This is a genomic window from Paenibacillus sp. J22R3, from assembly GCF_056269305.1.
The window spans coordinates 635064-647701 of sequence record NZ_JBWDNS010000002.1 but is presented as its reverse complement, the minus strand read 5'-3'; the positions used below and the strand labels follow the sequence as shown (position 1 = coordinate 647701).

The following is a 12638-nucleotide window of genomic DNA, read 5'->3' as shown; positions in this document are numbered from 1 at the left end:
ACCACCCGAATAGGATGGATTCCATCTACTCGGCAGCCTTGTCTACCTTAGCATCACAGAAAGTGATCCCTTAGGCCACGGCTTTGCGTCCCATAGTTTCCTATGGTTTGCCCTTATCTTAGGTATTTAGTTGTAAAATTTTTCTAGATTATTCGTTTTTAATTCTCATTATAGGTGTTTTCACAGAACTGTACAGAGCGAATAACGTAGAACTTTGACTGATTTTGTCGAACTCCCAAAAAATATGTAACATCATTAACGATGCAAAAAAAGCCGAAGATGACAAGGCCATCTCCGGCTTCATTGGTTGTTCTACTACTCGAAGTATACAGCCTTGCCCGTACGGGAAGACTCGTAGATCGCTTCAAGAATTTCGGAAACCACAAGCGCTTGCTCTGGTTTAACGAAAGTTTCTTTGTCGTTCTTAACTGCATCGATCCACATGCTAGCTTCAAGAACTTCTGCAGTTTCGCTCGCGCCTTCATAGAAAGCAACGCCGCCGCTGTTCAGTTCAACTTTGTTTACATATAGGCGGCTGTTGTGCTCGCCATTGAAACGAAGACCGTCTTTCATGTCAGCGCCTGCTTTAGTACCGCTGAGGGAAACTTTAGCCTCATCGACTTCAAGCGAGTTAAGCGCCCAGCTGGATTCAAGGATTACAGTTGCACCGTTCTCCATTGTGATCATAGCGAAAGCGGAATCTTCAACTGTGAATTGTTTTGGATCCCATGGGCCCCAAGCATTCGCAGAATTCTCGTTTTGGGACAGCTTGTGGTAAGCGCGGCCAAGAACGACTTTCGGCTTGTAGTTGTCCATCATCCACAATACAAGGTCAAGTGCGTGAGTACCGATATCGATAAGCGGTCCGCCGCCTTGTTTCTCTTCATCCAAGAATACGCCCCATGTCGGAACAGCACGACGACGGATTGCATGTGCTTTAGCGAAGTAAATTTCGCCAAGCTCGCCTGCATCGCAAGCTTCTTTCAGGTAACGGCTGTCTGCGCGGTAACGGTTGTTGTAACCGATGCTGAGTTTTTTGCCGGTACGTTGTGCTACTTCAAGCATTTTACGAGCGTCAGCAGCTGTTTTAGCCATTGGCTTCTCGCAAAGCACGTGTTTGCCAGCTTCCAATGCGTCGATGGAGATAACCGCATGGGAATCGTTAGGCGTACAAACGTGGATCACGTCGATCGATCCGTCTTGAAGCAATTCTTTATAGTCAGAATATACTTTTGCTTCTTCTGTACCGTATTTCGCTTTTGCTTGTTCAGCCTTCTCAACAATGATATCGCAGAAAGCTACGATTTCAGCGTCTTTGACTTGGGCCAAACTTGGGAGATGTTTACCGTTGGCGATACCGCCGCAGCCAATAATGCCTACACGTACTTTTGACATTTTAAATTTCTACCTCCATGAGCCTCGAAATGATATAATTTGTAGTATGTGTGTCAGCTAGATAGAGAGACATACAATGACTACAGTATATCCGAACTTGTCCACTAAAATATAGGCGCTATATAGGTATGGTTTTATGTGATTTTGTTATTGAAGGGATGGTACCGTGGAATTTTATAATGAGAAGGTCGTTTACGAGAACCCGCTGCTCTCCATCAAAGTGTTCCAATCCCTGCGGAATAACGATCTATTTATCAATTGGCATTATCATCGAGAAATCGAATTGCTGCTTGTGATCACCGGCGAACTTGACGTAAATATTGAAGATGAGTGCATAAAACTACAAACGGGCGACATCGCATTGATCGGTGCAAGGCAGCTTCATCGCGATCGCAGCATGAGCAGCCCGCTGAATTATATCGTCTTGCAGTTCGATTTGGAGCAATTTATTGACCAAAGCTCAATGCCTTATATGCGATTTTTCTCCGAAACGAAGAATCCGCTCAGCCGAGCCAACTACATTTTTCAAGAAGATGAATCCGCACGAGCAGAGGCGTCGGAATGTATCCGCGGCATTCTGCAAGAAGTCACGACCAAGCAAAGCGGGTATGAGCTTGCCGTCAGCATGTACATAAAGAAGCTGCTCCTTCTGCTCATCCGGGGAGATTCCAGGAAAGTGCTTGCTGATCATGATGACTTTGATCGTGCTCGTCTGCGAGGTGTGATTGACTATGTGGAAGAACATCTGACCGACCGCATCCAAGTAGAAGAAGTTTCGAAGCTCGCCAATATGAGCTACTATTATTTTGTGAAATTCTTCAAGAAGGCGATCGGGATGTCCTTCACAGAGTATGTGAATTATCGCAAGATCAAATGGGCCGAACGTATTCTGCTCACGAAGGACCTCAGCGTCTCCGAGGTAGGGGACCGGATCGGCATGCCGAACATGGCCCATTTCTACAAAATGTTCAAGAAATACAATGATTGCTCCCCAAAGCAATTTCAGAAGAAAATGCTGGAGTGGAACCGCGCTTAACCGTAATGTCCAGGAAATCAGCCCAGCCGATGGAATTGTTGTTTCATGAAAGTCAGACTAGCCGATAATTCCTCGTCTGGTTGCTGAAGGCTGCATTCCGCGGAGATTCCGCCCTTGTAGCCTGCTGCTGTCAGCTGTGCGGCAAAGTCCGCGTATGGATATTGCCCGGTTCCCGGTGATAGTCTGCCCGTATCTGCGATGTGAATATGCGCAAGCCAGTCCTTATTAGCAGTCAATGTGTCCAGCGCTTCGCTATCCTCATCCATGTGATAGAAATCAGCCAGCACCCGAATGGTAGGATGATTAATTTGTTTCGCCAAATAAACAGCTTCGGCCACAGAGCCGATCAGATTCGTCTCTTTCTTGTTCAGCGGTTCAATAGCCAGCGTTACGCCGCTTCCCGTAAACTCCTCCGAAATCCAGCTAAGTAAGTGAAGCATCTGGTCCTCCGCCCGATTACGCTCCCATCCATCCGGAATGTTGCGCGCTCCCCCACTTCCAAGCACGGAAATTTTCGCACCGATCTCATTCATCGCTTGCGCAGCACGATATACATAGCGCCGGATACGCTCTGGTTCTACATTGGGACCAACCACTTTAATATCCCCTGGGAAAAATAAGTTAAACGCATAAACAGGCAGTGGACTTTCCTTGTAAGCACGCAGCAATTCTTGATGCAAGGCTTCGTTCTCCAGCTGCAGAGCGGACAGAGGACACTCGATGTAGTCAAACCCGTATTTGTGAAGCAGCTCCGCGTCCTCGATCCCTCTGCACCAACCATAAGCAACCATTCTCTAAGCACCTCCATTAGTTTCTAAAGTGATTTTACCATTATTTGCTTCGATAATAGACAAAAAAAAGTTCACCTTATTTAGGTGAACCTAGCTTCTTCGGCATAACCAGCTTATAGCCTACGCCGCGTATGGATTCAATTTCGACCGATTGCTGGCCCAGTTCCAATTTCTTGCGCAAGGAGCTGACATGGACGTCTACCGTTCGCTGTCCGCCGAAATAGTCGAAGCCCCATACGACATTCATAAGATCATCGCGGGTAACGACAACGCCGGGACGTTGAACAAGATAGAGCAGCACTTCGAATTCCTTCGGCCGCAGCGGTACGGTTTCGCCATTAAGGACGACCTCATAGCGTTCCGGATAAATCGATAAATCACCGGCCGTTATGACTTTGTCCGTGGACTCCGTCAGCTTGCCTTCATCTTGACCGGTTCTGCGGAGCACCGCAGATACACGCGCAAGAAGCTCGGCCACGCCGAATGGCTTAGTCATATAATCATCGGCGCCTCGCTTAAGGCCTTGCACAACTTCTTCTTCCGCATTGCGGGCTGTCAGTACGATAACCGGCGTACGGTTGCCACTCTGCCGCAAGCGGGATAAGATCTCGAAACCGTTCATGCCTGGCAGCATGATATCTAGAATGATAAGATCAAATGCGCGCTGCAAAGCAACCTGCAAGCCTTCTGCACCATGATCAATGACAGTCGTGTCATAACCTTCCTGTGAAAGGTTATACGAGAGTAATCTGGCTAACGTCGGCTCATCCTCAATGACCAACACTTTCTGTGACATGTTGACCCCCTGGCTTCCACGCATGCCGCTGCTAATACTCGGCATGGTAACTCGTTCTACGTTCATAACCATGATAGCATTGTTCAGAGGAAGGGGAAACCCCAATTACTGGCTCATTGCTATTGTAGGACCGGCAGCTCAATCGTAAACGTCGAGCCGCTGCCCACTCGGCTCTCTACAGATATCGTTCCTTTGTGCAGCTCAACAAGATGTTTCACGATCGACAACCCCAGCCCGGTGCCGCCTGAACTGCGGGATCTTGCCTTGTCCACTCGGTAGAAACGCTCGAATATTCGCGGCAAATCTTTCTTCGGTATACCGATACCTGTGTCGGATATGTGAATACGCACGGATTCGTAATTGTCCCCGCCAACCGGTTCAACGACGATGGAAACACTACCACCTTCAGGCGTGTAGTTAATTCCGTTCGAGAGCAGGTTCATGATGATTTGTCGCAGGCGATCTTCATCTGCCTCCACATAAACATCCCGATCTGCTTTATAAGATAATCGAATTTGCTTCTGCAACCCTTCTGCACGCATCAGTTCCACCGTCTTCTCCACGAATGACGCCAGCTCGATCGGCGAGAATTGCAGCGGTACTCGGCGGGACTCAATCTTGGACAATTCCAAGATGTCGCCGATAAGCCGGTTCAAGCGGTCGCTCTCGTCATAAATGATTTGCAAGAAGGAGCGTGCGGTCTCCGGATCATCCACGGCGCCGCCAAGTAGCGTCTCCGCGAAACCTTTTACCGCAGTAATCGGTGTCTTCAGCTCATGTGACACGTTCGCAACGAACTCGCTGCGCATCCGTTCCAGTCTGCGAATGGCCGTCACATCTTGTAGGACAAGCAGGACGCCGCCGAAGGAATCATCATCTTCGAAGATAGGCACCAGATTGAGATCAAGCAGCCTCTCCTCCGGATAATAGAAGGTGACCTCTTCGCGCAGATGCTCCTTGCGCTCGATCGCCTCTTGAATAATTTGCGACAGCTCATACTGCTGTTTGGCCACTGTGAAATGATGGCCAACCAGCTCGCGTGTTGAGAACCCTAGTACTTCCTCTGCCCGCCGATTGAGCAGCACAATATGCCCGCTCGCATCGATCATGACAACGCCGCTGATCATATTGTCCAAGACGCTGGCCAATTGGCTTTCGTTCTGATGAATTCGCGTCATCTGCACTTGCAGCGAATCTGCCATCGCATTGATGGCAAGCCCCAGCTCGCCAATCTCGTCGTTACGCTTCACATGAACGCGCGCCCGATAATCGAGGCTCTTAATTCGCTTCGCGACGCGAGTAATCTGTTCAAGCGGACGCGTTAATCCGAGTGCGACACGGTAGCTGATAAGTGCAGCTGCTATAAATAGAATGAGCAGCCCCAATACAAGAGTTATCCAAATGCGCTGTACGCTCTCGTCCACCTTCTGCAAGCTGAGTGCCATTCGGATAATGTCCGAATTCGGATCATCGGGGTGAACAAGCATCGCCACGTAAAGCAAATTCTCATTAATGGTGTCGCTGTACCGTGTCGTACGCCCTACACCGTCTTTCTTGGCCTCCATCACTTCTTCTCGCTTCAGATGGTTGTCCATCGTTGTCGGATCATGATCGGAATCGCCAAGAACTACCCCATCGCCGCGAATGAAGGTAATCCGCGTATCCGTAATCTTCTTAAGCCGCTTGGCGTGGCTCGTGTAGTAGCTGTAGACCGACGCCGGTTCCCCGCTTCGCCAGTCCATTTGATCGAGAATAATCTTCATTTCGCGCACCATATTTTCTTGCAGCGCATCCAGATGATTTTCCTTATACGTCTTGCCCATAAATAAACCGGCTGCCAGAACGGCAAGTCCGATCATACCGATCAGAATCATCGTTAGCCGCACGCGAAAGCTATTCATCTTCTCCTACCTCCATGCCGGGTTGCTCCATGTACCATCCATCGTACCTTGTTCTCAGCCGCCTGCGCCAGCACTGCGTTTGTTAAGTTTTTGTAAAATGTAATGATGCAGCGTGGCAAGCGGCTGTTGAATCAGAATCGACAGCACAACCGGAACAGCGGCCAGCGGGCTAAAATAGCCCATTGCAAGCACTACGCCAAGCGAAATGTTCCGCATACCGGTCGCATAGGAAACCGTGACTTGTACCTCACGACTCCGGTAATGCGTTGTACCGAAATAGCCAATTGCATAACATAAGCCCACCATGACCAAGGCCGCAGGCACTACCTTCAACAGATCACCGCGAAGCGCTTCTGTGGAAGGAGCAATGGCTGCCGCATTCAGCATGACGACTGCTGTGAAACACAGCTTGGACAAGGGCGGAGCGTAGGGCTGAACGGCTTGTTGAATGCGTCCTTTGGACCACTCATGCAAAGCAACACCAATTATCGTTGGCGCCACGATAAGGAGCATTAAGTCGCCCATCATCGCCATTGTGTTGGTCTCTACGTCGGTACGAAACAGCAGATGAATGCCGGTTGGCACTACAATCGGACTAAGCGCCGAATCGATGACGACCATAGCCAGCATAAGCGGGACACTTCCGGCCGACATTCCAACCCACAGCACGGTTGAAATACCAAGGGGGATTATCGTGAATAGGACAAGTCCCACAACGTAAGGAGAATCCGGTCCGAATAGCATATACCCTAGTGCGTATGCTACAAGCGGAGACAGCACATGTGCCAGCAGGAAGGTCCAAATCATCACGCCAGGTCGATTCAATACAGCTCGCAGCTGCTGCAGGCCGCATCCGATCGCCATCGTCAGCGTGACGAAGGCAAAGCAATAAGGCACTGCATTCACGTATTTGTGCAAATACGGAGAAAAAAAGAATCCCAGGATAAGTGATCCAGGGATAATAAGAAACATCCATTGTTCATACCTTCGATTGAAGGCGAGTCCGAAGCTGCGCGTACCGCATCCCTCATTCTATTGTCTACTTTGGTAATTATTTAAATACAGGCTCTTTAAATTGGGCAAGCTTAGCAAAAGAATCTTTGTCTACATCCGCGTGCAAGCTGTTGCCATGGGAATCCATCGTTACTACTGCAGCGAAGCCTTCTGTCTTCAGATGCCACATCGCCTCTGGAATACCGAATTCCATAAAGTCGACGCCGTTCACATTCTTGAAGCATTCTGCGTAGTACTGTGCCGCACCGCCGATTGCATTCAGATAAACCGCACCATGCTCTTGAAGCGCAGCAAGCGTCTTCGGTCCCATTCCGCCTTTGCCGATAACCGCGCGGATACCGAATTTCTTAATGATATCGCCTTGGTAAGGCTCCTCGCGAATGCTTGTCGTCGGTCCAGCTGCTTTCACATGCCAGCCGCTATCATCCTTCATCATTACAGGTCCGCAGTGATAAATAACGGAGCCATTCAAATCAATCGGCGCGTCATGATCCATCAGGTGATGGTGAATTGCGTCACGGCCTGTGTGCATCTCTCCATTAATGATGACGATGTCGCCTACTTGCAAGCTGCGCACATCTTCTTCGGAGAGCGGTGTGTTCAGAACCACTTCACGGCGTGCCGCGTTCTCCGTTACCGCCTCAGCTGCTTCATCAGCGGCTTGCGATTTCATCGGCGTATCGGAGCCGCTCGGATAAATCCAAGATTTGATCTCTCCGCTGTCTGCAGAGAGCAAAACGCCTTGACGGCGGTAAGCCCAGCAGTTATAAGCAACCGAGACGAAGTAGCTCGCCGGCAGACGGTTCATGACGCCGACTTTACAGCCGAGCAAGGTCACTTGGCCGCCGAAGCCCATTGTCCCGATACCAAGCTTGTTGGCATTCTCCATTACATATTCTTCAAGTTGAGCAAGCTCGGGAATCGTATTCGTATCATCGGTATGACGGAATAATTGCTGTTTCGCTAATTCATAGCCTGTCGTCCGGTCGCCGCCGATGCCAACGCCGATGAAACCCGCGCTGCAGCCTTGACCTTGTGCTTGATAGATCGAGTGCATGATACATTTGCGGATACCGTCGAGATCGCGGCCGGCTTTGCCTAGACCCGGAATCTCCATCGGAAGGCTGTATTGGATGTTCTTGTTCTCACAGCCGCCGCCTTTGAGGATCAGACGCACATCTATATCGTCCTTCTCCCATTGCTCGAAGTGGATTACCGGCGTACCCGGTCCGAGGTTGTCACCGGTGTTGGAGCCGGTGAGCGAATCAACGGAGTTCGTGCGCAGCTTGCCGTCTTTCGTCGCGCGTGCGATGGCACTACGAATCTGTTGCTTCATATTAATTTGGTTGGCACCAACCGGGGTATGAACAACAAAGGTCGGCATGCCTGTATCCTGACAGATCGGGGAGACATTGCACTCCGCCATCTCAATGTTCGTTGCAATTGTGGAGAGCGACATTCCTGCGCGAGTTGCGCGGTCCTCCGCCTCTTGTGCGGCTTGAATGACTTTCCGGACGTCTCCCGGAAGATTCGTAGAAGTTTCAACAATAAGGTTATAAACACTCTGTTCAAAATGCTGCATAAGGCCTAAATGGCTCCTCTCTCTATTCCTTAATCGTCTTTCCTTATATAATCAATCTATATCATACCATATCCTAAACGAGCGGGCATACCGCTTTCGCAGCCTCATATGTTCTCCTATTTCTAGAGTAGAAGGAGCTTCCTGCCATTATGGATAGTCCGTTTATCGCTTATATGTACCGGCTTCGCTATATTGAGAGATGGAGCCTCATGCGCAATACCACCCGTGAAAATGTTGCCGAGCATTCCTATCATGTCGCGCTTCTCTCGCATATGCTTTGCGAGATTGGCAATCAGCTGTTCGGCCGTTCGCTGAATGCCGACCGAGCGGTTACGATGGCGCTGTTCCACGACGCCACAGAAGTGTTCACCGGCGATATTCCAACGCCGGTTAAGCATCACAACCCGAAGATGCTCGCGAATTTCCGCGAGATCGAGGCGCTTGCCGCCGAGCGGCTGCTCGGCATGGTGCCGGAGCCGCTGCAGGCTGCCTATGAGCCTCTTGTCATCGGAGCGGCTCATAGCGACGAGGAGAAGGAGCTGCTTAAGATGGTGAAAGCAGCGGATCTGCTCGATGCCTACATGAAGTGCCTCTCCGAGCTGTCCTCCGGCAATCGCGAATTCGCTGTCGCCAAAGGGCAGACGGAGCAGAAACTCGCGGATCTGAACATGCAAGAGGTCAACTGGTTTCTGACTTACATGGCACCAAGCTTCAACAAAACGCTGGATGAGCTGTCTGAGCATGAGGCTTAGGAGCTCATCTTGAGGATGAACAGCTAGGGACAGCTTCGCATTTACTCTATATTGGGCGGAAGAGAGTGATGGGCAGTGGGAGACAACCGGACTTGCATGCGGATTCGCACGAAGGGAAATTATCAGGGGAAGCAAGGCTTCGACTATCAAGAAGCGATTTCTGCCGAGAGTGTCGGCTCAACCGGACTCTGCATGCATCTGCTGACCATCCCGCCGGGCGGCCGTGCCAAAGCGCATCTGCATGAGAACCACGAGTCATCGGTTTATGTGCTTTCCGGGCGTGCCGGGATGTGGTACGGTGAAGGGCTTGAGCAGCATATGGAAGTCGAGGCCGGGGACTTTATGTACATACCGGCTGGCGTGCCGCATCTGCCCTATAACCGTTCGGATACGGAGGTCTGCACGGCGGTCATCGCCCGCACCGATCCGAACGAACAGGAGAGCGTAACGCTGCTGCCGGAACTGGATGACCTTCGCGGCTCCCGCTGAACTAATAAATAGGCTGCCTATTGTAGGCAGCCGCTGGCTGCCCGAGACTTTCTCGGACGGCCACTTTTTTTGTCTAACCATCATGAATAATAGTGTAACGGTTGTCAGCGTTGCTATTTCAAGCAAATAAGCCTGTTTGAAAATTTAACGGTTGTGAGAGAGGCTATTTGCAGCATATTGGTCGATTCCTAGTGGAAAACGTTCAAATAAGCTCGCCGGCAACCGTTAGAAAATTAAAACGGTCATTTGGTGTCAAATAACCACTGTCACAACCGTTAGCGTTGGCATGCGACAACGCATGCACTCATCGCGGAGGTACAGCATATTAAGTAGATTGCGAGCCGGAAATTAAATCTCAGCGCAATGGCTCACCTTGGATGACATGCCAATGGAGATGCTTCGAATCCTGGTATTTGCCTAGGTTTGTGATGACTCGGCATGCCCCGTGTTCTGTCGTCACTCTGGCCGCCACCTGTTTCACGACCTCTAGTAATTCTAAGAGCAGGTCATTATCGCTCGGCTCTAACGTGAGTAATGATGAAATATGCTTCTTCGGTATCGCAACAATGTGCACCGGATAGAACGGACGCGTGTGATAATAAGCTAGCACATTATCCGTCTCTATTACTTTCTGAACGTGCGTCCGCCCGCTTAAAACCTCTTCGCAATAGAAATCCTCCGACATCGGGTTTCTCTCCTTTGATAGAGTGGTGCTTTCTTGTTACTGGCGCCATTTCTCCAATGTAGACTACCTGGTTCGCTACTTTCTCCCATTCACCCTATTTCCGGCCAATGACTCCCTGGTTCGCTACTTTCTCCCATTTACCCTATCTCCGGCCAATGTAGACTACCTGGTTCGCTACTTTCTCCCATTTACCCTATTTCCGGCCAATGTAGACTCCCTGGTATGCTACTTTCTCCCATTTACCCTATCTCCGGCCAATGTAGACTGCCTGGTGTGCTACTTTCTCCCATTCACCCTATTTCCGGCCAATGTAGACTGCACTGCTTGATTCTCCAGCCAGCTTGTCGCTAACCCGGCGCACTCTGTACCCACACATCCTTAAAGTCGATCCACCCGAGCGATGACATCGTGATCCCCTTTATCCCCGGATGGTAGGAGGTGTTCGTCTTCTTGTGCAGCAGGAACACCACATGGCCCTCCTCGCGAAGCCGATCCTCGATTTCGCCCATAATAAGTCGGCGTTCTTCGGTGGCCTTCGACGCTAATGCCAGATCGATTTTGTCCCTCGCCCATGCCCGGAAATCCGAATGCAGATGCTCCTTAAGGAAGCTGCCATGCTGCTCATAGGACTCAATCTCGCATACCTCATCCTGCGCAAACAAGATGCCATACAGAATGGTATCTGCCTCGTTGATTACATCCCTTCTCTTAAATTCATTGTTGTCATGCTGCTCAATATGTACGATAACACCGTGCTCCCCACAGCGATCCGCAATCCACTTGGCATCCCGCATATTGAAGCTTGTTGTATAGAGTGTAATGGGAGTCCCGTCATAGCCGGACTCACGTAGAAGGGCTCGCGCCATTGCTGAATCGTGACGGATGCTTCGGAGCGGCGTATTATCGTCGGGACGGAAACCGCGAGCCGCATACATGCGGTCCTCTCCCAGCTCCCGAATCATCGTATGACGGTCAATCAGCAGATCGATCGCCTTGCGAAATAAGGCCGATTGTTGTGGCCCTTCTTTCCCCATGTTCCAAGTCAGCATCGTGCACCCTTTGCACAATGTCTCCACCGTAACCCAATCCTCTTCCGGCTTCTGATCCTGCAGATCATGATCCCAGATGAGCTTCTCCCAGCATTTACGCGAGGAATCTCCATGCTCCGGCGGCATGAACGCAATGACGACACCATCCAGATGCGCTCTGCCGTTGTAATAATTCTTGTTCACCGCAAGCACGAACCGATCCTCGTTCCACTCCCCGGCCATGAAAGGCCCCGTACCGGACGGCTTACGCCAGAACTGTTCCTCATCGCTCTCGACCAATTCACGAGGCAGAATCGACGCTGCAGGCGAGCTCATGAATCGGTGAAAAATGCGGTTGGGCTTCTCCAATTCGATCCGAATCGTTCGCAGCCCGACGGTCTCGATCTTAACCACCGATCTAAGCAGCCAGCTGTGCGCTTTGCCTAAGCGCAGCCGCTCCAAGGAGAAGATGACATCATCCGCCGTCATTTCATGACCATGATGAAAGTAAACGCCCTTGCGTAGATGAAATTGCCATACAGTCGCTTCCTTATTAGATTCCCACGCATGCGCAAGCGCCGGAACAACCCGTCCGGCCACCACATCGTAATAAAGAAGCTGATTAAACAGCTGCTTGATCATATGCGCATCGAATGCGTACAGGACATCGCCCGGATCGAGCGTCACAATCGGGGTATGCACGGGAAGCCGCAGCGTATCCACACTGCGTTTGCCATCCAACACTTCCGTGCGATAGCCAAAATGCAGCTCCAGCCATTCCGAGAAACGATCCTTCACCGGCGAGCCTTTCCCATGAGTATGGATCAGCTCAAATGCAGGCTTATACTCGCCTCGCTGCGCCATCCGCTGCGCGAGCTCAAGCAGCATCGTATCGCGCTCCAGCAGAAAAACCAGCTGCGAGCGATTGCCTCTGCCCCGACCGGGCAGCCAGCGAATCCAGCTTTCCTCTTCCATTTTACGCAGCACGAGCTTCACGTTACGGGTTGTGCAATACAACACCTGCGCAAGCTCATCAAGCGAAACTTCAACAGGTGTTCCTGTCGTCGCAATCCCATCGGCGAATCGGCTATATAGATCCAAATAGCGTTCAGCAGCAGCCATTTGCATGCCGGCATCCCTCCTGTACCCGAGTGAAAAGGGGAAGTGTT

The 12638-nt window shown here is 50.7% G+C and carries 11 protein-coding genes and 1 riboswitch; of the genes, 3 read left to right on the top strand and 8 right to left on the bottom strand.

Annotated elements, in window-relative coordinates; genetic code table 11:
* Window positions 1-28: 28 nt before the first annotated feature.
* A riboswitch (cyclic di-GMP riboswitch) is annotated at window positions 29-122 on the bottom strand.
* Between the two features lie 193 nt (window positions 123-315).
* Window positions 316-1395 (bottom strand): Gfo/Idh/MocA family protein, encoded by a 1080-nt coding sequence (locus AC0YN4_RS11050; protein WP_475781522.1) that lies wholly within the window; start codon window positions 1393-1395, stop codon window positions 316-318.
* A gap of 166 nt (window positions 1396-1561) precedes the next feature.
* Here AC0YN4_RS11050 and AC0YN4_RS11045 point away from each other — a divergent pair, with 166 nt between their 5' ends.
* Window positions 1562-2431: an AraC family transcriptional regulator gene (locus tag AC0YN4_RS11045; protein ID WP_475781521.1), complete on the top strand. Its 870-nt coding sequence runs from the start codon at window positions 1562-1564 to the stop codon at window positions 2429-2431.
* A 17-nt stretch (window positions 2432-2448) separates the two neighbouring features.
* Here the strand turns inward: AC0YN4_RS11045 and AC0YN4_RS11040 are convergent, their stop codons facing one another.
* The 5 genes from AC0YN4_RS11040 to AC0YN4_RS11020 all read right to left on the bottom strand — a co-directional run bounded on the left by AC0YN4_RS11040 (window position 2449) and on the right by AC0YN4_RS11020 (window position 8515).
* Window positions 2449-3222 carry a sugar phosphate isomerase/epimerase family protein gene (locus AC0YN4_RS11040; protein WP_475835809.1) on the bottom strand — a complete coding sequence of 258 codons (774 nt, stop codon included), beginning with the start codon at window positions 3220-3222 and terminating at the stop codon, window positions 2449-2451.
* A gap of 76 nt (window positions 3223-3298) precedes the next feature.
* Complete coding sequence (locus AC0YN4_RS11035; protein ID WP_090979299.1) at window positions 3299-4018, bottom strand: response regulator transcription factor; 720 nt, start codon at window positions 4016-4018, stop codon at window positions 3299-3301.
* A gap of 119 nt (window positions 4019-4137) precedes the next feature.
* Window positions 4138-5919 (bottom strand): two-component system histidine kinase PnpS, encoded by a 1782-nt coding sequence (gene pnpS, locus AC0YN4_RS11030; RefSeq protein ID WP_475835808.1) that lies wholly within the window; start codon window positions 5917-5919, stop codon window positions 4138-4140.
* A 54-nt stretch (window positions 5920-5973) separates the two neighbouring features.
* Window positions 5974-6825, bottom strand: coding sequence for a bile acid:sodium symporter family protein (locus tag AC0YN4_RS11025; protein ID WP_475835807.1), 852 nt, complete (start codon window positions 6823-6825; stop codon window positions 5974-5976).
* A 145-nt stretch (window positions 6826-6970) separates the two neighbouring features.
* The gene (locus AC0YN4_RS11020) at window positions 6971-8515 is read right to left on the bottom strand and encodes a fumarate hydratase (protein ID WP_475835806.1); all 1545 of its coding nucleotides are present in this window, start codon (window positions 8513-8515) and stop codon (window positions 6971-6973) included.
* Window positions 8516-8664: 149 nt separating this feature from the next.
* Here AC0YN4_RS11020 and yfbR point away from each other — a divergent pair, with 149 nt between their 5' ends.
* Together yfbR and AC0YN4_RS11010 are read left to right on the top strand one after the other, a co-directional pair.
* A complete protein-coding gene (gene yfbR, locus AC0YN4_RS11015) occupies window positions 8665-9267 on the top strand; it encodes a 5'-deoxynucleotidase (protein ID WP_475781516.1) in 603 nt (200 codons plus the stop codon).
* Between the two features lie 96 nt (window positions 9268-9363).
* On the top strand, window positions 9364-9756 hold the full coding sequence (locus AC0YN4_RS11010) for a cupin domain-containing protein (protein WP_475781515.1): 393 nt from the start codon (window positions 9364-9366) through the stop codon (window positions 9754-9756).
* A gap of 355 nt (window positions 9757-10111) precedes the next feature.
* On the opposite strand, the gene AC0YN4_RS11005 is transcribed toward AC0YN4_RS11010, so the two are convergent.
* Both AC0YN4_RS11005 and AC0YN4_RS11000 read right to left on the bottom strand, forming a co-directional pair.
* Window positions 10112-10441: an HIT domain-containing protein gene (locus tag AC0YN4_RS11005; RefSeq protein ID WP_475781514.1), complete on the bottom strand. Its 330-nt coding sequence runs from the start codon at window positions 10439-10441 to the stop codon at window positions 10112-10114.
* Window positions 10442-10788: 347 nt separating this feature from the next.
* Complete coding sequence (locus AC0YN4_RS11000) at window positions 10789-12597, bottom strand: ABC transporter substrate-binding protein (protein WP_475835805.1); 1809 nt, start codon at window positions 12595-12597, stop codon at window positions 10789-10791.
* Window positions 12598-12638: the final 41 nt, after the last annotated feature.

Excerpts from the sequence above, each read along its gene's own strand:
- AC0YN4_RS11050 (WP_475781522.1), bottom strand. The coding sequence starts at position 1,395 with ATGTCAAAAGTACGTGTAGGCATTATTGGCTGCGGCGGTATCGCCAAC.
- AC0YN4_RS11040 (WP_475835809.1), bottom strand. The coding sequence starts at position 3,222 with ATGGTTGCTTATGGTTGGTGCAGAGGGATCGAGGACGCGGAGCTGCTT.
- AC0YN4_RS11035 (WP_090979299.1), bottom strand. The coding sequence starts at position 4,018 with ATGTCACAGAAAGTGTTGGTCATTGAGGATGAGCCGACGTTAGCCAGA.
- pnpS (WP_475835808.1), bottom strand. The coding sequence starts at position 5,919 with ATGAATAGCTTTCGCGTGCGGCTAACGATGATTCTGATCGGTATGATC.
- AC0YN4_RS11020 (WP_475835806.1), bottom strand. The coding sequence starts at position 8,515 with ATGCAGCATTTTGAACAGAGTGTTTATAACCTTATTGTTGAAACTTCT.
- yfbR (WP_475781516.1), top strand. The coding sequence starts at position 8,665 with ATGGATAGTCCGTTTATCGCTTATATGTACCGGCTTCGCTATATTGAG.
- AC0YN4_RS11010 (WP_475781515.1), top strand. The coding sequence starts at position 9,364 with ATGCGGATTCGCACGAAGGGAAATTATCAGGGGAAGCAAGGCTTCGAC.
- AC0YN4_RS11005 (WP_475781514.1), bottom strand. The coding sequence starts at position 10,441 with ATGTCGGAGGATTTCTATTGCGAAGAGGTTTTAAGCGGGCGGACGCAC.
- AC0YN4_RS11000 (WP_475835805.1), bottom strand. The coding sequence starts at position 12,597 with ATGCAAATGGCTGCTGCTGAACGCTATTTGGATCTATATAGCCGATTC.